Origin of the sequence: Janthinobacterium goodfellowi, from assembly GCF_051380695.1 — a bacterium.
In the GTDB taxonomy this organism is placed as follows: domain Bacteria; phylum Pseudomonadota; class Gammaproteobacteria; order Burkholderiales; family Burkholderiaceae_D; genus Janthinobacterium.
Genome location: NZ_JBNYXN010000001.1, coordinates 601,894 through 620,777, shown reverse-complemented (window position 1 = coordinate 620,777; position 18,884 = coordinate 601,894). Strand labels below are relative to the sequence as shown.

The 18,884-nt window shown below is 63.8% G+C and carries 21 protein-coding genes; 9 read left to right on the top strand and 12 right to left on the bottom strand.

Annotated features, from left to right (window positions below):
* Positions 1–40: 40 nt before the first annotated feature.
* The 4 genes from leuB to leuC all read right to left on the bottom strand — a co-directional run bounded on the left by leuB (position 41) and on the right by leuC (position 3,416).
* The gene (gene leuB / locus ACQ4WQ_RS02815) at positions 41–1,111 is read right to left on the bottom strand and encodes a 3-isopropylmalate dehydrogenase (RefSeq protein ID WP_436494528.1); all 1,071 of its coding nucleotides are present in this window, start codon (positions 1,109–1,111) and stop codon (positions 41–43) included.
* Positions 1,112–1,122: 11 nt separating this feature from the next.
* On the bottom strand, positions 1,123–1,770 hold the full coding sequence (gene leuD / locus ACQ4WQ_RS02810) for a 3-isopropylmalate dehydratase small subunit (protein WP_099410045.1): 648 nt from the start codon (positions 1,768–1,770) through the stop codon (positions 1,123–1,125).
* A gap of 51 nt (positions 1,771–1,821) precedes the next feature.
* Complete coding sequence (locus ACQ4WQ_RS02805) at positions 1,822–1,944, bottom strand: entericidin A/B family lipoprotein (RefSeq protein ID WP_010400408.1); 123 nt, start codon at positions 1,942–1,944, stop codon at positions 1,822–1,824.
* A gap of 68 nt (positions 1,945–2,012) precedes the next feature.
* Positions 2,013–3,416: a 3-isopropylmalate dehydratase large subunit gene (gene leuC / locus ACQ4WQ_RS02800; RefSeq protein WP_436494526.1), complete on the bottom strand. Its 1,404-nt coding sequence runs from the start codon at positions 3,414–3,416 to the stop codon at positions 2,013–2,015.
* 330 nt (positions 3,417–3,746) lie between these two features.
* On the opposite strand from leuC, the gene ACQ4WQ_RS02795 reads away from it, so the two are divergent.
* On the top strand, positions 3,747–4,877 hold the full coding sequence (locus tag ACQ4WQ_RS02795) for a S41 family peptidase (RefSeq protein WP_436494524.1): 1,131 nt from the start codon (positions 3,747–3,749) through the stop codon (positions 4,875–4,877).
* Between the two features lie 52 nt (positions 4,878–4,929).
* On the opposite strand, the gene ACQ4WQ_RS02790 is transcribed toward ACQ4WQ_RS02795, so the two are convergent.
* Positions 4,930–6,801 (bottom strand): chemotaxis protein CheA, encoded by a 1,872-nt coding sequence (locus ACQ4WQ_RS02790; protein ID WP_436494522.1) that lies wholly within the window; start codon positions 6,799–6,801, stop codon positions 4,930–4,932.
* Positions 6,801–7,658 carry a protein phosphatase CheZ gene (locus ACQ4WQ_RS02785; protein WP_326457198.1) on the bottom strand — a complete coding sequence of 286 codons (858 nt, stop codon included), beginning with the start codon at positions 7,656–7,658 and terminating at the stop codon, positions 6,801–6,803. Before ACQ4WQ_RS02785 ends, ACQ4WQ_RS02790 begins: the two co-directional genes overlap by 1 nt.
* A 464-nt stretch (positions 7,659–8,122) precedes the next feature.
* On the opposite strand from ACQ4WQ_RS02785, the gene ACQ4WQ_RS02780 reads away from it, so the two are divergent.
* The 6 genes from ACQ4WQ_RS02780 (at position 8,123) to ACQ4WQ_RS02755 (ending at position 12,650) form a co-directional block, all read left to right on the top strand.
* Positions 8,123–8,590 carry a universal stress protein gene (locus ACQ4WQ_RS02780; RefSeq protein WP_436494519.1) on the top strand — a complete coding sequence of 156 codons (468 nt, stop codon included), beginning with the start codon at positions 8,123–8,125 and terminating at the stop codon, positions 8,588–8,590.
* A gap of 143 nt (positions 8,591–8,733) precedes the next feature.
* Positions 8,734–9,378 carry a response regulator gene (locus tag ACQ4WQ_RS02775; protein WP_034750556.1) on the top strand — a complete coding sequence of 215 codons (645 nt, stop codon included), beginning with the start codon at positions 8,734–8,736 and terminating at the stop codon, positions 9,376–9,378.
* A gap of 337 nt (positions 9,379–9,715) precedes the next feature.
* Positions 9,716–10,522 carry a Crp/Fnr family transcriptional regulator gene (locus tag ACQ4WQ_RS02770; RefSeq protein ID WP_034783488.1) on the top strand — a complete coding sequence of 269 codons (807 nt, stop codon included), beginning with the start codon at positions 9,716–9,718 and terminating at the stop codon, positions 10,520–10,522.
* A 240-nt stretch (positions 10,523–10,762) separates the two neighbouring features.
* Positions 10,763–10,960, top strand: a complete 198-nt coding sequence (hemP, locus tag ACQ4WQ_RS02765) for a hemin uptake protein HemP (RefSeq protein ID WP_034750559.1) — start codon at positions 10,763–10,765, stop codon at positions 10,958–10,960.
* Between the two features lie 85 nt (positions 10,961–11,045).
* Entirely contained in the window at positions 11,046–11,372 is a 327-nt protein-coding gene (locus ACQ4WQ_RS02760) for a hypothetical protein (RefSeq protein ID WP_326457201.1), read from the top strand.
* Between the two features lie 48 nt (positions 11,373–11,420).
* On the top strand, positions 11,421–12,650 hold the full coding sequence (locus tag ACQ4WQ_RS02755) for a DUF2325 domain-containing protein (protein WP_436494517.1): 1,230 nt from the start codon (positions 11,421–11,423) through the stop codon (positions 12,648–12,650).
* Positions 12,651–12,665: 15 nt separating this feature from the next.
* Here the strand turns inward: ACQ4WQ_RS02755 and ACQ4WQ_RS02750 are convergent, their stop codons facing one another.
* Genes ACQ4WQ_RS02750 through ACQ4WQ_RS02730 form a run of 5 tightly spaced genes read right to left on the bottom strand, consistent with a single transcriptional unit; the run spans position 12,666 to position 17,148 of the window.
* The gene (locus tag ACQ4WQ_RS02750; protein ID WP_436494515.1) at positions 12,666–14,030 is read right to left on the bottom strand and encodes a sulfite reductase subunit alpha; all 1,365 of its coding nucleotides are present in this window, start codon (positions 14,028–14,030) and stop codon (positions 12,666–12,668) included.
* Between the two features lie 12 nt (positions 14,031–14,042).
* Positions 14,043–15,083 (bottom strand): FAD:protein FMN transferase, encoded by a 1,041-nt coding sequence (locus ACQ4WQ_RS02745; protein WP_436494514.1) that lies wholly within the window; start codon positions 15,081–15,083, stop codon positions 14,043–14,045.
* 26 nt (positions 15,084–15,109) lie between these two features.
* Positions 15,110–15,934: a DUF4198 domain-containing protein gene (locus ACQ4WQ_RS02740; RefSeq protein WP_326457205.1), complete on the bottom strand. Its 825-nt coding sequence runs from the start codon at positions 15,932–15,934 to the stop codon at positions 15,110–15,112.
* Positions 15,935–15,946: 12 nt separating this feature from the next.
* Positions 15,947–16,462 carry a DUF2271 domain-containing protein gene (locus tag ACQ4WQ_RS02735; RefSeq protein WP_436494512.1) on the bottom strand — a complete coding sequence of 172 codons (516 nt, stop codon included), beginning with the start codon at positions 16,460–16,462 and terminating at the stop codon, positions 15,947–15,949.
* A 32-nt stretch (positions 16,463–16,494) separates the two neighbouring features.
* On the bottom strand, positions 16,495–17,148 hold the full coding sequence (locus tag ACQ4WQ_RS02730) for a PepSY-associated TM helix domain-containing protein (RefSeq protein WP_436494510.1): 654 nt from the start codon (positions 17,146–17,148) through the stop codon (positions 16,495–16,497).
* A gap of 265 nt (positions 17,149–17,413) precedes the next feature.
* On the opposite strand from ACQ4WQ_RS02730, the gene ACQ4WQ_RS02725 reads away from it, so the two are divergent.
* On the top strand, positions 17,414–17,911 hold the full coding sequence (locus ACQ4WQ_RS02725) for a pyridoxamine 5'-phosphate oxidase family protein (protein ID WP_436494508.1): 498 nt from the start codon (positions 17,414–17,416) through the stop codon (positions 17,909–17,911).
* An 87-nt stretch (positions 17,912–17,998) separates the two neighbouring features.
* Positions 17,999–18,598 (top strand): DUF2239 family protein, encoded by a 600-nt coding sequence (locus ACQ4WQ_RS02720; RefSeq protein ID WP_436494506.1) that lies wholly within the window; start codon positions 17,999–18,001, stop codon positions 18,596–18,598.
* A gap of 9 nt (positions 18,599–18,607) precedes the next feature.
* Here the strand turns inward: ACQ4WQ_RS02720 and ACQ4WQ_RS02715 are convergent, their stop codons facing one another.
* Complete coding sequence (locus ACQ4WQ_RS02715) at positions 18,608–18,874, bottom strand: hypothetical protein (protein ID WP_326457210.1); 267 nt, start codon at positions 18,872–18,874, stop codon at positions 18,608–18,610.
* Between the last annotated feature and the right edge of the window lie 10 nt (positions 18,875–18,884).

Sequence of the window (18,884 nt, the reverse complement as noted above, 5' to 3'; positions counted from 1 at the left end):
TTCCTCAAGATGAGACGGCGACTGCCGTCATTGAAATATTTTATCCTAATGCACGCACTACGGCATCGCCCATGGCCTCGGTACCGACCAAAGTGGTGCCTGCCTCGTGGATGTCGGCCGTGCGCAGCCCCTGCGCCAGCACCTTCTTGACGGCACCCTCGATGCGGTTTGCCTGCTCTTCGCGGTTCAGCGAATAGCGCAGCATCATGGCGGCCGACAAGATCGTCGCCAGCGGATTGGCGATGCCCTTGCCCGCGATATCGGGCGCCGAACCGTGCGACGGCTCGTACAGGCCCTTGTTGTTGGCATCGAGCGAGGCGGACGGCAACATGCCGATCGAGCCCGTCAGCATGGCGGCCGCATCCGACAGGATGTCGCCGAACATGTTGCCGGTCACCATGACGTCGAATTTCTTCGGCGCCCGCACCAACTGCATGGCCGCGTTATCGACGTACATATGATCGAGCGCCACATCCGGGTATTCCTTGTGCACGTCGATGACGATGTCTTTCCAGAACTGGAAGGTTTCCAGCACGTTCGCCTTGTCCACGCTGGTCAGGCGCTTGTCGCGCTTTTGCGCCGCCTGGAACGCCACGTGGGCGATGCGGCGGATTTCGCCTTCCGCATAGCGCATGGTGTCAAACCCTTCGCGCTGGCCCTTGAACGGACCGTCCGGGCACTCGCGCACGCCGCGTGGCTGGCCGAAATAAATGTCGCCCGTCAATTCGCGGATGATCAAAATATCCAGGCCGGATACCACTTCCGGCTTCAGGGTCGAGGCGCCCGCCAGTTCCGGGTACAAGATGGCCGGACGCAGGTTGGCGAACAGGCCCAGGTTCTTGCGCAAGCCCAAAATGGCTTGCTCGGGACGGAACTGGCGCTCGAGGTTGTCGTACTGGTAGTCGCCCACGGCGCCGAACAGCACGGCATCGGCCGCTTTCGCCAGCGCCAGGGTGCCTTCCGGCAAAGGATGGCCATGGGCCGCATAGCCGGCGCCGCCCACGGGCGCCGTTTCCAGCTCGAACGATTCGCCCAGCACATTCAAGACCTTGACGGCTTGCGCGACGATTTCTGGACCGATGCCGTCGCCGGGTAAAATTGCAATTTTCATATTTTTATCGATTAAATGACGTTGGCGAGCCACGGTTGGCTATTCAAGTGACGCTCTTCGAAGGCGCGGATATCGTCGGCATGGCGCAGGGTCAGGCCGATATCGTCGAGGCCATTCATCAGGCAATACTTGCGGAAGGCATCGATCTCGAATGGATACGAGACGGAACCATTGCTGGTGCGCACGCACTGCTGTTCCAGGTCCACCACCAGCTTGTAGCCGGGGAAGGCCTTGACTTCATTGAACAGGTGCTCGACCTGGCTTTCCGACAACACGATGGGCAGCAAGCCGTTCTTGTAGCAGTTGTTGAAGAAGATGTCGGCAAACGAGGGCGCGATGATGGCGCGGAAGCCGTATTGATCGAGCGCCCACGGCGCGTGTTCGCGCGAGGAGCCGCAGCCGAAATTCTTGCGCGTGAGCAAGATCGAGGCGCCCTGGTAGCGCGGCTCGTTGAGCACGAACTCGGGGTTCAGCGGGCGGCGGCTGTTGTCCTGGCCCGGTTCGCCATGGTCGAGGTAGCGCCATTCGTCGAACAGGTTGGGGCCGAAGCCGCTGCGGTGGATCGATTTCAGGAATTGCTTCGGGATAATCGCGTCGGTGTCGACGTTGGCGCGGTCCAGCGGGGCGACCAGGCCTTCGTAAATCGTAAATTTATCCATGCTGTTTCTACTCGGTAAGACGCGCGGCGCGGGGCGCCGGCACGTCACGGTTTATTTTCCGCCGGCGCCAGTGACGACCTGGCCGACTTTCTGCACATCGCGGCCGATGCCGGACACGGTGTTGCAGCCGGACAAGATGACGGTGGCGATGAGGAGGGCGAAGAGTTTTTTCATGATGAGTTCTCGATAGGAAATAAGGGACTGGAAACGCTAGTGTAAACCAGCGACGCCAGTCCCAGCCGTCATCGCAATCCCCGCACGTCGACAAAGTGGCCGGCGATGCCTGCCGCCGCCGCCATCGCGGGCGACACCAGGTGCGTGCGTCCGCCCTGCCCTTGCCGGCCCTCGAAGTTGCGGTTCGAGGTCGAAGCGCAGCGTTCGCCCGGTTCCAGGCGGTCCGCATTCATGGCCAGGCACATGGAGCAGCCCGGCTCGCGCCACTCGAAGCCGGCATCCTTGAAGATGCGGTCCAGGCCCTCACGCTCGGCCTGGTCTTTCACCAGGCCGGAACCGGGCACCACCAGCGCCAGGGTGACGTTCGAGGCACGGTACTTGCCGCGTACCACGGCGGCGGCCGCGCGCAAATCCTCGATGCGCGAATTGGTGCAGGAACCGATGAAGACCTTGTCGATGCGGATGTCCGCGATCGGCGTATTCGGTTTCAGGGCCATGTAGACGAGGGCTTTTTCGATGGCGTCGCGCTTGACGCTGTCTTTCTCGTTGTCCGGGTCCGGCACGCGGCCGTCGATGCCGACCACCATCTCGGGCGAAGTGCCCCACGTCACCTGCGGCTCGATCTCGGCCGCGTTGAGCGTGACGACGAGGTCGAAGCGGGCGCCCGGATCCGAATGCAGGGTGCGCCAGTAAGCGACGGCGCGTTCCCAGTGCGGACCTGCCGGCGAAAACGGACGGCCCTTGACGTAATTGATGGTGGTGTCGTCCACGCCGATGATGCCGGCGCGCGCGCCCGCCTCGATGGCCATGTTGCACACCGTCATGCGTCCTTCCATCGACAGGGCGCGGATGGCCGAACCGCCGAACTCGATACAGTAACCGGTGCCGCCGGCCGTGCCGATCTTGCCGATGATGGCCAGCACGATATCCTTGGCCGTCACGCCGGCAGGCAGAGCGCCGTCGACTTGCACCAGCATGGATTTGGATTTCTTTTGCAGCAAGGTTTGCGTGGCCAGCACATGTTCCACTTCGGACGTGCCGATGCCGTGCGCCAGCGCGCCGAACGCGCCGTGCGTCGACGTGTGCGAGTCGCCGCAGACGACCGTCATGCCGGGCAAGGTCGCGCCCTGTTCGGGGCCGATCACGTGCACGATGCCCTGGCGCTTGTCGTTCATGTTGAAGTAGGTCAAGCCGTAGTGCTTGGCGTTCTTGTCCAAGGTTTCCACCTGCAGGCGCGAGACGGGGTCGGCAATGCCGTCGACCCGGCTGGTGGTGGGCACGTTATGGTCGGCCACGGCCAGGTTGGCGGAAATGCGCCACGGCTGGCGGCCCGCCACGCTGAGGCCATCGAAGGCTTGCGGGCTGGTCACTTCGTGCAGCAAGTGCCGGTCGATGTACAAAATTGTCGTGCCATCATCTTCGGCCCGAACAACGTGGGATTCCCAGAGTTTGTCGTAAAGCGTCTTCATCATGATTTATGCAGCGTTGCCACAGCCTGTAGTAAGTGATCAAGTGATACCAGGTCATACGGTGATCCACAAGGATTATGCCATATATTGCGCGACACAGAACCGAAACAGGCAAAAGCGTGGGATTGGCGATACAAAGTTTGGCCACATTGTTGGATATGAGCTGGAAATTGCCGATATCGGCACATTACCGGCATACCGAACCCATCCGCTAACGGACTGCCGAACGAGCCACGGCGGCACCAGAAATTGATATTTTTTCCGCAATCTTTCGTGTATTGTATTTCGACAACAATGACCGGCGCAGCCGCGCCACCACAACTGGGAACTTCGATGACACTGAACTTGTGGGCGCTCGCCGCCCTGACCCTGGCCGGCGCCCATGCGGCGGCGGCCACGCCGGGAGAAACCTGCGTACAGGACTTGCGCGCCATGGCGCCCTTCCTGCTGGAAAACGACACGGGCGCGCGCCAGCACCTGGAGCAAAAGGGACAGGCGTATTTCGACCTGGCGCTGGCCACGGCCGCCACGGCCGCCGCCGGCGCGGCCGACGGCACGGCGTGCGACGCGATCCTGGAAAATTATGCGCGCACGTGGCGCAAGGGCCACCTGCACGTGAAGCCGGGCAGCGCGGTCGATATCGCCAAACCGGGGCCGGCCCGCCCCGCCGCACCGGGGCAGGCGGCGCCATCGAAGGAACCGGCGCTGCGGATATTATCGGACTCGACCGTGCTCCTGACCTTGCCCAGCTTTCACGGCAGCTACCGCGCCGCCGTGGCCAGCCTGCTCGAGACCCACCGCGAGACGCTGGCGGCGCGCCCCAACTGGATACTCGACGTGCGCCGCAACGGCGGCGGCAGCGACAGCACGTATGCGCCGCTGTTGTCCTGGATCAGTTCGGACGAGATAGTGACGATGGGCGCCGAATGGCTGTCCACGCCGGCCAATATCGACGGCCAGGAAAAGGTGTGCGCGCTGCTGGCGCCCGGCGACCAGGCGTGCGCGGCCTTTGCGGCCCAGGCCGTGGCGCAGATGCGTACCGTCAAGCCGGGCCAATACGCGCCGCAGCAAAGCGGCGGCACCATCAGCTATGCGCGCGTGGAGACGCCCCAGCCGCGCCGGCCGGCGCGCGTGGCGGTGCTGGTCGACCGCGACTGCGCCAGTTCCTGCGAAGAATTCCTGCTGGCGGCACGGCAAAGCTTTCACGTGAAATTGATCGGCCGCAACAGTTACGGCGCGCTCGATTATTCGAACATGCGCCTGCACGTCCTGCCGTCGGGCCAGCGCCACCTGCAATACGCCACCTCGCGCTCGGCCCGCCTGCCGCAGCTGCAGGTCGACCTGGGCGGCATCATGCCCGACATCTACCTGCCGCCGCCGAAGGACGAGGCGGAGCGCGCCCAGGAAATCGTGCGCGTGCAGCGCTGGCTGGAAGGCGGCACGCTGCGACCGGACGGCGCATAAAAAAAGCCCGCTGCGCAATCTCCGCAGCGGGCTTGATTTTTCAAGGCAAAGCTTACGCCGCCATGCGTACCGTGCCGCGGCAGCCGTCCATCAGGAAGGACAGTCCCACCACCAGCACCAGTTCGCCTTCTGCCGAACGGGCCGTACCCGTGATGCCTTCCACGGTGATGGCCGTCATCGGCTTGATCACCAGGTCGGCCGTGCCATCGACGGCTGCGACGGCCAGAATATACGGCTGTGGCGCGGCGACGACGATGCCGACGCGCTCGCTGCACGATTCGTAGCCCAGGGCGCCGGCCAGCGACCGCACGGGCAATGGACGGCCCTGGTCTTTCAGCACTGGCGCGCCGCCCACTTCCATGAAGGTTTCCGGCAATTCGACGACGCGCTGCACCACCGCCATCGGCAGCGCCAGCGCGGCGCCCGAGGTCGACACCAGCATGGTCGGCACGATCGACAGTTCGATCGGCAGACGGATGGCGAACTTGGTACCCTTGCCCAGCATGGATTCGATGTGGATGGCGCCGCGGTTTTTCTCCACGGCCGTTTTCACCACGTCCATGCCCACGCCGCGCCCGGAAACGCTGGACGCCACTTCCTTGGTCGAGAAGCCCGGCAAGAATACCAGCTGGAAGCATTCGTCGTTGCTCAACTGGGCGTTTTCGCTGATCAAGCCCTTTTGCTGGGCCTTGCTGCGCAGGAAGACCGGGTCCATGCCCTTGCCGTCATCCTGCAGCACGATCATGACGCTGTTCGCTTCCTGCCAGGCTTTCAGCGAAATATACGATTTGGCGGGCTTGCCGGCGGCCAGGCGCGCTTCCGGCGATTCGACGCCATGGTCGAGCGAGTTGCGCAGCATGTGCACGAGCGGATCGTACAGGCTGTCCACCACGACGCGGTCGACTTCCGTCTCCGCGCCCTCGATGGTCAGCTCGACATCCTTGCCCAGGTCTTTCGCCAGTTCGCGCACCAGGCGCGGGAATTTCTGGAACAGGCGGCCGACAGGCTGCATGCGCGTGGCCAGGGTGGCCCGCTGCAGTTCCGTCGAGTAGCGCGAGGCACGTTCCAGGGTTTCCGCCAGGGTCGCCATCAGGGTGGCGGCCTGGCCTTCGAATTTGAATTGCAGCAGGCGCTCGAGCAGTACGGCAGCCTGGTTGGCAGCCTGCACCGATTCGCCCGCCACTTCCAGCAGCGCGTCGAGCTTGACGGCGTCGACGCGGATGCTGTCTTCCTTGACGGGCGCGGCATGGCGCACTTCCGGACGTTCTTCGCGGCGTTCCGCGCCATCCCAAGCCTTGGCGGCCGGCTTGGCGGCAGCCACGGCAGGCGCGGCGGCCACGGCGGCAGGGGCGGCGACGGCGGACACGGCAGCGATCTGGCTGCCGGCCGGCACGACGGCGTTGTACATGCCCTCCCAGTCCAGGCCATCGGCGCTGGCAGTGGACACGGCGACGGCAGGCGTGGCGACAACAACTTCGGCGACCTCGGCCACGGCCACTTCCGCCACCACGGCGGCGGCAGGCGCCGGGGCGTCCATGCCCTTGCCTTCGATGGCGTTCGTCAGGATGTGTTCCAGCTCTTCCGGCATGGCTGGCAAGCTTTCCGGGGCGGCCCCGTTGGCCAGTTCCGTCAGCTGGTCGGCCACGAAACCGGACGCTTGCAGCGCCGCCTCGATGGCGATCGGGGTGACGGGCGCGGCGCCCGTGCGCAAGGCGTCGAACAGGTTTTCCGTCAGGTGGCAGGCCGCCACCAGCGCGGGCAGACCCATGAAGCCGGCGCCGCCCTTGATGGTATGGAAGGAACGAAACACGGCATTCAGTGTTTCCTTGTTGTCAGGATCGCGCTCGAGGCGCAATAAGTGCTCTTCAACATTAACCGCAAGATCCATCGCCTCAACGACGAAATCCTTGAGCATATCGTCCATTAGAATCCCAAATCCGCAAGAAGGTCGTCTACATTATCCTGGTCCAGCGCCACCGACGGCACGGACGGGCCCTGCATCAGCGGCACCGGCTTTTGCGCCAGTTTCTCGCGCACCTCGGCCGGCGCGTTGTCGCGCAGCAGCTGGGCCAGCTCGTTTTCTACCGTCTTGGTGATGTTGACCACTTTTTTGATCAGCTGGCCCGTGATGTCCTGGAAGTCCTGCGCCATCATGATTTCCAGCAAGCGCGCTTTTTCCGCTTCCGTCGCTTCGGCAACGGCTTGCGCGAACTGACGCGAGTCGCCAGCCAGGGCCTTGAATTCTTCCAGGCTCAGCTTGCCGTCGAACAGGGCCGTCCAGCGGCCATCCATGTCCTTGGCTTTCTTCGACAGCACGTCCTGCGCCGGCATGCCTTCGTCGAGCGTGTTCAAGACCTTGTTGGCGGCCTGTTCCGTCAGGGTGGCAACATATTCCAGGCGGTCCTGGGCGTCGACGATCTGCGACGACGCTTCCGTCAGCGCCTTGTCGTAGCCCAGTTCGCGCAGCGAATCGTGCAGCAGGCGCACGATGCCGCCCAGGCGCTCGAACATCGGCTTGTCGGACTGATCGACGGGGTCGGCCGCGTCGCCGGGCGCGTCGGCGCTGGCGACGGGCGCCGCTTCCGGCGCGGCGGCCACGGGTGCCGCAGCGGCTGCCGGCACGGCGGCGCTGGCCGACACGGAGTCGAACAGCGCGTCGAAATCGTCATCCGCAATCACGGCGGGAGCGGGCGCGGCGGCAGGCGCGGGCTGAGCCGCGGCCGCACTTTGCGCAGATACTTCATCGAATAATGCATCGAAATCATCAGCGGCGTTGGTCATATCCCTGCTTCTCCATAATTTGTCAAAATTCCGCCTGAACTGTGCGTTTTACAGACTGATACCCACAATTTCTCGATTAAGATGATTTGAGGCAATACCGCTGCGATGGTGCGAGTGTAGCAGGGCGCCGCCCTGTTGGTAAATCTCAAAACGCGCTTCCTGGTGCAAAGCAGGTCCACAAGAGCTTTTCCACCAGGAAATAAGTGTTCCTGCTGTTGTATTTTGAAATACTACCATTGGCGTGCGTGCAAGACCACGCGCGGCAGAAGAAATCCTGCCTGCGGGCGCCTGCGCAACAGCTCCACGGACATCGTTGCAGCTAAACACGATCTTTCTGCCAATGTTGTCTATACTGAAGGTGCAGTTGTATTGATAATTATCAAGTCTTTACATGAATACAATGCTGACGCCGCGTCTACAATAAGAGGCGTTGCGCGCGCTGAGTCACCGCCAAAGGACCTGCCATGTATAAGAAAATTCTGATCGCCACGGACGGCTCCACCGTCTCCAACTTGACGGCCTGTGCCGGCGTTGCCTTTGCCGAACAGATGCACGCCGACATCCTTGCCGTGTACGTGGCGCCCGAATACCAGTACCCGGTGTACATCGAGATCATTCCCCCAAGCTATCCCAGCGAAGAGGAATACCGCATCGCCATGCGCAAGGCGGGCGCCGACCACTGGCAGCCCATCCTCGACGCAGCCGCCAAGCGGGGCCTGGAAGCGACGGGCTTGACGGCCTTTTCCGACAGCCCGGCCCTGAAAATCGTGGAAGTGGCGCAATTGCAGCATTGCGACCTGATTTTCATGGGTTCGCATGGCCGCAGCGGCTGGGGGCAGTTGCTGCTGGGCAGCGTGACCAATAAGGTGCTGTCGCACTCGAAATTGCCGGTGCTCGTGCATAGGCTGATCAAGGAACCCGCAACGAAATAGGCGGTCAGATGGCCACGGGGGGCCGCCGCTGCCGGCACATGAAGTAAAAGGCAAACTTGCGGCCATTTCAGTTAAAATGACAACGTTTCTCGTTTCTTAACATTTGCTTGTCCGGCGACGGACATCCTCCAGATTGCCCGCCTATGATACGTATTGTGATTGCCGACGACCACACCATCATGCGAGAAGGATTGAAGCGCATCCTTGACGGCGCGCCGGACATCGATATCGTGGGTGAAGCCATCGACGGTTTTGAAGTACTCAACCACGTACGCCAGGGCGGCTTCGACCTGTTGCTGCTCGACCTGTCGATGCCGGGGCGCAGCGGTGTCGACCTGATCCGGCAAATCCGCAGCGAGGCGCCCAAGCTGGCCATCCTGATCCTCACCATGCACGAGGAAGAGCAATATGCGGTGCGCGCCATCCGCGCCGGCGCGCAAGGCTATCTGACCAAGGAAAGCGCTGGCACCCAGCTCGTGGGCGCCATCCACAAGGTGGCGTCGGGACGTCCCTACATCAGCGCCGAGGTGGCCGAGCAGCTCGTGCTCAACATCATGATGCCGAATGAAAGCCTGTTGCACAAACAGTTGTCGGACCGCGAGTTCGAAGTGTTTTCCCTGCTGGTGGCGGGCAAGTCGATCACGGAAATCGCCAACAACCTGCACCTGAGCGTCAAGACGGTGAGTACGCACAAGACGCGCATCATGCAAAAAATGGGCATGAGTTCGCTGTCGGAAATGGTGCAGTATGCCGTGGCGCACCGCCTGCTCTCCCCCTTCAAGACGTAAGCCCGGCGACGCGCGCCCGCGCGTCCGCTGTAGGAACAATCCTACCTCGCCTACCGTAGCTCTTACTCCCATATTCAGCCACTGCTGATATTAATTGCATACGGTTGTTGGCATACTGAAACCAGTAATCAAGTTGCTGGGAAGTTATTTCATCACACAGCAAGTCGTCAGCGAATTGAGCTTTACCTGCCTGGACGCGCGCCGCCCCTTCCCTGCCCGCCGTCCTGCGCACCCTGTTATTCAACTCTGAACTACCTGTCACCAGGAGATGAACATGCTGTCCACGCAAACGCCTGAAACCCGCGCCGCCGCCCCATCGCTGGCCCCCTCCTCTCCGATGGAAGCAGGGCGCCAGCGCCAGGGGCGGCTATGGTCGAACCTGAAGGAGGTATGCGATCTGCTGCATATCTCCAGCGCCTGCACCATCGCCGCCGACGAACTGCTGTTCCAGCACGTGCAATTCAAGACGGGCCAGCGCGTGCACACCATCGGCCAGCCGTTCGACACCCTGTACATCGTCAATTCGGGCTTCCTGAAAACCGTGCTCATCGACGAATTCGGCAATGAACAGGTACTCAGCTTTCCCATGAAGGGCGACATGCTGGGCGTCGATGGCATCCACTCGCGCCACTACTCCTCGGAAGCGGTGGCCCTGTCCGACTGCGACCTGATCCTGCTGCCGTTCAAGAAGCTGACGGCGCTGGGACGTGTACACCTGGAACTGGAAAACGTCATGTACGGCGTGATGAGCCGCGAACTGGTGCGCGAACAGGCGATGATCGGCATGCTGGGCGCCCTCAGCGCCGAAGCCCGCGTGGCGCGCTTCCTCGTCTCGCTGGCCGACCGCTTCGCGCAGATGGGCTACTCGAGCAAGCTGTTCAACCTGCGCATGACGCGCCATGAGATCGGCAGCTACCTGGGCCTGACCCTGGAAACGGTCAGCCGCACCTTGTCCGCCTTCAATGAAATCGGCCTGATCACGGTTGACCAGCGCACCATCGGCATCAAGGATCCGGACGCCCTGAAAACCCTGCGCCGCCTGCCGCCGTCGCGCTCGCGCGCCAAGCAGCTGGCCGCCGCCAAGCTCAAGGCCGACACCACCGCGGCCGCCACCGCCTCGGCGCAATTGCTGGCCACGATTTAACTCATCCCGATTTCTTCCAGCTTGGCACAGGCTTGACCCGGCCGAGGCGCGCACCGCCTTGGCCGGGTCTTTTTTGCTGCCGCGCCGCGCCCGCGGCCCCCTTTGCGCAGCGCCATCCTCCGCACCGCCATCCCATCGCAAAAAAGCGCGGATTCCGCACAAATAAGCCTTGCTTTTCGGGCCACATTCAACAATAATGCAAATACGAATCATTCTCAACTGAGATAAAGAAAGCCCAACATGCAAAGCTCAAAACCAGCCTTGATCCAGGATGCCGCTACTGCCCACGTCCGTCCTCCCGTCAGCATGGCCCAGCCGGCGCGCCGCATCACCAGCGAAGCGCTGCTGCAGCAGGGCCGCGAAGTGGAGATTGAGCACAGCGGCAAGATCTATCGCCTGCGCGTCACCCAATTGAACAAGCTGATCCTGACTGCCTGAAGCAGCACGGCAGCCAGTCACCACACTCGCCAGCCAGTCGCGCCCCGTGCGCGCAGCCAGCCAAACCACCGCACAGGAGTGTTTGATGGCGAACGACCGACCTTCCCCGATGTTTCCTTCTCCGCAAGGCCAGCAGCCCGAATTGCTGCTGTCGGCCGTGCTGCACCTGATGTCGCACTACCATGCGGACAGTCCCTGCGAGAAACTGGCCGCAGTCATCGAACGCCATCTGCAAGTGCTATCGAATTCGCCCGGCCTGGGCCCCGTGCTGCAAGCAACCTGCCAGCAACTGGCGCAGCAATGGGCCGCCCTCGTGGCGCTGCACCGCCCCGCGCCGCCGAAGGCCACCCTGCTCGAGCGCCTGGCGCGCATGCTGAGCGCCAGGCGCCCCGCCTCGCCGCTGCCGCAATAATCTCTATTGATCTTCCACTGCTGCCCCACCGCCCAACAGGATATCGCCATGTGTGACAAAGACCAGTCCCTGCCCGTCATCAGCAATTGCGCCCACGCCGGCACGGAAACGGCCGCGCTCGCGTCTCGCCGCCGCCGGCTGTGGGAACTGTCGCATACCTGCCATTGTCCGCTGGTTGGCGTGGGCTTGCCATTGGGCTATCTGCGCAAGCTGGTGGGCAAGATGACGGGCGGGCGCGTGCTGGCCGACGACTACGAAGTGCACGTGGGCGCCGTGACGGAATGCGGCGCGCGCAACCGCCTGTCCGAGGCGCTGCAAAAGGAACTCGAACGCCGCTACGCTCCCGTGATCCTGCGCTTTCGCGGCGCCAAGACCACGGAACAGGTAGCGCAACTGTGGCGCACGGCCGTCGCCAACGGCGACGTGTCGGGCGCCTTCTGGGCCGGCCTGACGCACCCGCGCTGCGATGCCGAGCTGGAAGAGCAGATGTGCCGCGACTTGCACATGATCCAGCACCAGGCCGGCGCCTGCGTGCGCGCCGACATGGGCAAGTTTACGGCCTTGCAGGAAGAAAATGCGCGCCTGACGCAGGAACTGGCCAAGCTGCAACAGCGCAGCCAGGCCGCCTTGACGGAAAAGACGGGCGAACTGGAACGCCAGGAGGCCGTGCTGCTACGCACGCGTGCCGAATCGATCGGCAAGGACAGCGTGATCGACGGCTTGCGTTTTGATCTGGCGCAATTGCAGGCCGCCATTCCCGCGCTGGAATCGCGCACGCGCCTGGTCGAGCGCCTGGCGCAAATGGATGAGCGCGAAAAGGAATTGCGCCAGCAAATCGCGGAATTGAAACAGGCCCAGCCGCGCCAGGCCGCCGCCGTGCCGCCACCGGCGCCCAAGCTGGAAGTGCCAACAGGCGGCAAGCTGAAGATGCCGATCCGCCTCGTCGATCAAAGCGTCTTGTGCGTGGGCGGGCGCAGCGGCAATGTCGCCACCTACCGCGCCCTGATCGAGCGCGTGGGCGCGCAGTTCGCCCACCACGACGGCGGCCTGGAAGACAATGCCAACCTGCTCGACTCGAGCCTGGCGGCGGCCGACCTCGTGATTTGCCAGACGGGCTGCATCAGCCACAGCGCCTACTGGCGCGTGAAGGATTATTGCAAGCGCACGGGCAAGCGCTGCGTCTTCATCGACAACCCCAGCATCTCGAGCCTGGCGCGCGGCTTGCAGGAAGTGAGCGGCGAGATGGACACGACGCCGCTGGCCGCAGTCCAGCCGTAAGCCAGCCGTTCCCTATTAATACACGTCGCGCCGGTAACGCCCTTCGGCCGCCAGCGCATCAAGCGCGGGCCGGCCCAGCATCTCCTGCAGGGCCTGGTCAACGCCGCCCGCCATGCCGGCCAGGCTGCCGCAAATATAGATGGCCGCGCCCTGCTCCAGCCACAGCCTGACTTCATCGGCATTGCCGCGCAGGCGGTCCTGCACGTAGGTCCGCTCGGCCTGGTCGCGCGAAAACGCCAGGTCCAGCCGAGGCAAGTCGCCGCTGGCATGCCAGCCTTCAATCTCTTCGCGGTAATGGAAATCGTGGGCCGCATTGCGCTCGCCAAAGATCAGCCAGTTGCGCCGCTGCCCTGCCAGCACGCGGCTTTTCAGATGGCCGCGCAAGCCGGCGATGCCGCTGCCGTTGCCGATCAAAATCAAAGGACGCTGGGCATTGTCTTCCAGGCGGAAGCGTTTGTGCTGGCGCAGGCGCAGCTGCACCACGTCGCCCACCTTGGCCTGCGCCGTGAGCCAGCCCGAGGCCAGGCCCAGGCTGCCGTCGGGATGCGCATGCTGGCGCACCAGCAAGTGCACGCCGCCGTCGCGCGGAATCGAGGCGATCGAATACTCGCGCGGCTGCGAGGGATCGGCGGGCGCCGTCACCTGCACCAGGTCGCCCGACTGCCAGTCAGGCAAGCTGCCCGCTACGGGCGCCAGTTCCACGTGATAGATGGCGCCGCCCGCGCTGCCCGGGTTGAGCAGTTGCCTGTGCGTCAGGCGCCAGTCGCCAAAGGCGGGGGCGCTCCAGTCGGGCGCATCGCTGGTGCCGGCCAGGTGGCTCAGATGCTGGAACCATTGCTCGATGGCAGCGCTGGCGCTGCGGTCCACTTCGATGCGCTCGAACAGGCGCGAGGCGCCCTGCGCCGCCAGCCAGGCATCGAGCGCGCGGCCGAAGCCGCAATAATGGCCATAGCTGCGGTCGCCCAGGGCCAGCACCGCGTAATGCAATTGCGCCAGCGCCAGCCCGCCCGTCATCAGGCGGCCCATGAAGGCGGCTGCATTGTCGGGCGCGTCGCCTTCGCCATACGTGCTGACCAGGAACAAGGCCCGTTCCGCTTGTTGCAGATCAAGAGCCGTAAGTTCGGCCAGCGCACACAGGCGCACGGGGATGCCGGCCAGTTGCAGGCTCTGCGCCGTTTGCGCGGCCAGCTCCTCGGCATTGCCCGTCTGGCTTGCATACGCCACCAGCCAGGCGGGACTGTCGGCCAGCGCCGCCTTGGCAGCGGCGGACGCGCGGCGCCTGGCGCGCGCGCGCAGCCAGGGCGCCAGGCACACGCCCGCGTAACTGAGGGACAGGGCCGCCAGCAAGGCCAGCCGCGTCGTATCGTGCGTAAAAATCATGGAATTAATCGTTCATTCGTCGAGCATGGCCAGCATGTGGCTGCTCAGCGTTTCGTGAAAGCCAGGGCCGTCGCGCTGCAGGAAGCGCGCGGCCAGGCCCTGCTCCTCGGCCAGCGCCATGCCGGCCTCGGTACCGAGCACCGTCAGGGCCGTCGACCAGGCGTCGGCCGCCATGCATTGCTCATGCACGACGGTGACGGAAGCGAGTTGATTGGCGATCGGCATGCCGCTGCGCGGATCGATGGTGTGTGAAAAACGCACCGTGCCGTCCTCGAAGAAACGCCGGTAGTCGCCCGACGTGGCCACGGACAAGCCGTGCAGCGCCAGCAGCATTTCCGGCGGTTGCTGTGCATCGTCGGCACTATCGGCGGCGCCGTCAACCTGCTCCAGCATCACCCACCACGGCTGGCCGTCGGGCTTGCTGCCGGCGCCGCGCAGCTCGCCGCCCACTTCGACCAGGTAATGGCCGATGCCCTGGCTGTCCAGGTAGCGCGCCAGGCGGTCCACGCCATAGCCCTTGGCGATGGCGGATAAATCGAGCTGCAAGCCGCCGGGCTGGCGCGCGCGGCGGGCCGGCAAGTCCAGCTCTAGGCGGCGGCGCTGGCGCTGCGACAGCAGCAAGGCCACCGTATCGTCTTTCGGCGGCAGGAAGCCGGGCTCATCGTAGCGATTGCGGGGGCCGAAGCCCCACCGGTTGACGAGGGCGCCCGCGCACGGGTCGTATGCGCCGCCCGACGCCTGCGAGACGTGCATGGCAAAGCCCAGCACTTCGCAAAACGCGGCGGGCAGGCTGTGCCAGCTGCCGGGTTCGGCCCGGTTGAAGCGGCCCAGGTCGGACTCGTCGTTCCAGTGGCTCATTTGCGCCACGACCAGGTCCAGCTGCTGCTGCAAGCCCTGCTGCAAATCGGCGCTGCCGGCGCGTCCCGGCATGGCGGACTCGAGCAGGCGCACCGACCAGCTGGTGCCCATCGTCAGGCCGCGCACATCCCGGATCGCGGCGCCGGGCGGCGCGACCTGATCGGAAATATGCTGCGGCAGCAGGACCCGGCGCATCAGCGAGCTCGTGACGATGCCGCCGCTTACTGCGGCAGCACTTCCACGGTAGCCGCGTAGGTCATGCGGCGCTCGGGCATGGCTGGCGGCTGGCCGGCCACGGCAGGCGCTGCCGCAGGCCAGGTGCTGCTCAGGTAATACATGCCGGCGGCCGGCACGGTGAACGTGATTTCGCCCTTGGCATCGGTGCTCTGGCGGATTTCACCGAGCACGCCACGGTAGCGCACGCCGCCCGGCACCAGGCTGAAGGCCTGGTTCGCGGCCGGCTTGCCGTCGACCAGGAAGCGCCACGTGGCTTTTTCGCCCGCACGCAAGTCGTTCGGATGGGTCACCGGCACGAATTCCAGGCCCACGCCCGTCGGCTTGAATACTTCCGTGCTGGTTTCGCCATTGCTGAAGAAAGTTTCCAGACGGCTTGCCGTGCGCGTGATTTTCAGCTCTTGCGCATCGGCCGGCACGTCCTTCTTGAACGTCTCTTCGTTGCCGCGGAAACGCTTTTGCTCGCCGTTGAGCTTGTAGCTGGCCATGACGTTCTGCGACACGATGGCGGCCTTGTACGTGCCCGGCTTTTCCATCTTGACATCAAACACGCTGCGCAAGCGGCCCGTGACCGTGTTCGCCGGCGCCACTTTCGCGCCATCCGGGCCGGTCACTTGCAGCGCGTCCAGGCGCAGCGGCTGGTGGTCGATCTCGAACAGGCCGTCGGAGACGGCGGCATCCACCGTTACCCAGGCGTCCTTGCTTTCCACCATCGTGCTCGACGGCACCATCCAGCCGCGGTGGGCGTGGGCGTTCATGGCCAGGCCGGCCAGCGCCAGGGCGATCAGCGGTTTATTCAGTTGCTTCAACATGGTAGAGGCGCCTTAAGGTTTGAGTTGGACGACGACATTGCCGAGTTCTTCCTTGCCCTTGGTCGGTACGGACTGGGCCGATTTCAGCGGCCACTGGAACGGCACGCGCACCAGTTCGCGTCCGCCCGCTTCGCGTGCCGCTTCCACCACCACCTGGTATTCGCCGGCCGGCAGCTTGTCGAGCAAGGCCTTGGCACCGGGGAAAGTCAGCGTATGTTCGCCGGGCGCGCGCGTGGCGCCGCTGACGCCGTCGACAGGCATGGCCAGGTCGCGGCCGCTCTTGCGCCACCACTGGCGCATGTCCTTCAGCCATTTTTCGCCGGCCTTGTCCTTCTTCTTCACGTCATACAGCACCGTCAGATTGCCGACGACCTTTTGATCGGCCGTTTCCAGCCATGCCGCCACGTAGGGACGGTGGTATTCCGCCACGTTCAATTGCGGGATTTCAAGCTTCAGGGTCAGGTCGGCCGCCATCGCCGACGTACCGATCAGGGGAAGGCCAAGCGCCAGGGAGTAGCGTAATTTCATGGTGTGCCTGTAAAAAGGAAAAATAAAAACGATCAGTGAATAAACAGCAAGGCGATCGCGCAGGGTATCAAGATGCCGAGGCCAACCATCGGCCAGGTAAAGGGCCGGTTGGCCGCGTGGAACTTCAAAATCAGCAGGCCCGTCAGGCAAAACACGATGCAGGCGCCGGCAAAGATATCGATGAACCAATTCCAGGCCACGCCCGTGTTGCGGCCCTTGTGCACGTCGTTGAGCCAGGATACCCAGCCCCGGTCCGTCAATTCGTATTCGGCGGCGCCGTCTTCCAGGCCGATGCGCACCCAGGCGTCGCCGCCCGCCTTGGGCAGCGGCAGGTAGACTTCGTCGACGCTCCATTCGGCGGGACGCCCGCCCGCGTTGAGCGACCACTGCTGCTTGAGCCAGGTTTCCGCGGCGGCCGGCATGGGCGCATTCGCGCCATCGTGACTGGCGGCATAGGCGGCCAGTTCCGTGACCAACGGGGCCGGCAACTGCGCCTTCTGGCGCGTAATCGACGGTTTCGACTCGATCTGGCTGGCGTGGTTCAGGGTGATGCCGGTGATGGCGAACAAAAACATGCCCAGCAAACAAAGTGCCGAGCTGATCCAGTGCCATTGATGCAAGTTCTTCAGCCACACGGCGCGGCTGGCGTTGTTCCTGGCCTTGTCGGCGGCGCCCGCACTATGCATGCTCCGCTCCCGGCAAGGGGCGGGCCAGGTGGCGCGACAAGTCAGTGTGCTTCATTCCCATCCTTCAATCAAAGTGCATGCTGATATTTTCAAACAAATGATAATGATTATCATTTATTAAGTCAATACATGGGGCGCCCCGCCAGGCCAGCGTTTTGTAACAGCTTTGAAACAAAGCACCCCCTTGCTACGTAAGCTGCCGTACAGAGCCGCATCCAGCAAGCGCCTATGCTTGTTGTTCAGGACAACCAACAAGGGAGCACCCATGCAATCGTATTCCAGCGAACAACTGGCCAGCATCGCGGCCAAGATCAAGGACGTCAAATTCGGCATGCTGACCACCAGCGACGACATGCGCACCCTCACCAGCCGGCCGCTGACGCAGCAACAGGTCGACAACGACGGGCAGATCTGGTTCTTTGTCTCGGACGAGGCCAGCTACGCGCGCGATTTGCTGAACAATCCGCAAGTCAACGTCAGCTTTGTCGACACGGGCGACAGCCTGTATGTATCCGTCTGCGGCCACGCGCAGCTGCTGAAGGACCGCGCCAAGGCGGAGGAATTGTGGAGTCCGCTGGTAAAAGCCTGGTTCCCGGGCGGGCTCGACGATCCGAAGCTGTCGCTGATCAAGGTGACGATCCAGTCGGCCGAGTATTGGGATAGCAGCGCCAGCAAGATGATGCAATTCTATGAAATGGCCAAGGCCGCCATCACGGGCGAACCGCCGAAAGACATGGGCGAACACGGCCGGGTCGACCTGTAGCAGTCTTGCCCTATTTTATCCGGGTGATATTGACTTTCAATTTAACCCGGGTAAAATTGCCTGCATACTGACTCACTGGAGCAAGCCATGCACGCCCCCATTCAACTGACGGCCTTTGCCGGCCCACACAAAGTGGCCGCCGGCACATTGCATGCCGTGGCGCAAACACTGAAGGAACTGGTGACGCACGATCCCGATGCGCAGATCCTGATCTTCGACGATGCCAGCGGCAGCCAGGTCGACCTGAACCTGCACGGCAGCCTGGCCGAGGTGCTGCAGCGCCTGCCTCGCGTACCGCCCTCCCACGATGACGACGCGCCCCCGGCCATACGCACGGCAGGCCGGCCGAAGCTGGGCGTGGTGGCGCGCGAAATCACCTTGCTGCCCCGTCACTGGGAATGGCTGGCGACGCAGCCGGGCGGCGCTTCCGTCGCCTTGCGCAAGCTGGTGGAACACGCTCAACGGGGCAACAAGGCACACGATGAACAGCGCCAGGCACGCGAAGCGGCGTATAAAGTCATGAGTGCGCTGGCGGGCGATGCGCCAGGCTTCGAGGAAGCGAGCCGCGCCCTGTTCGCCGGCAAGCAGCCAGCGTTCCTGGCGTGCGTGCAGGCATGGCCAGCCGACGTGCGCGAACACGTCTTGCGGCTGGCCCAGCGCGGGTGGTCCGGGAGTGAAGAAAGTTAGGCGACCAGGTCAGACGCCCGTACTGCCCGTGGTGTCGGGCGCATCGTCGGCGCTCTGCCGGCTCTGCCCGGCGGAACCGGACTGGTGATGGGGCAAGCGGTCGGCGCGCCGCACTTCGCCGATGGAAAACAGATCGTCGCCGATATCGAGTCCTTGCCCGCTATCGACCAGCACAAAGTTCTCGGCGGAATCGGCCGTACTTTGCTTGTTGCCTGCCGCGGACGGCGTGCCGCCCTGGCTATTGCCGGCTTGCGGCGTAGTGGAGTTGCCCATCATTCTTCTCCCA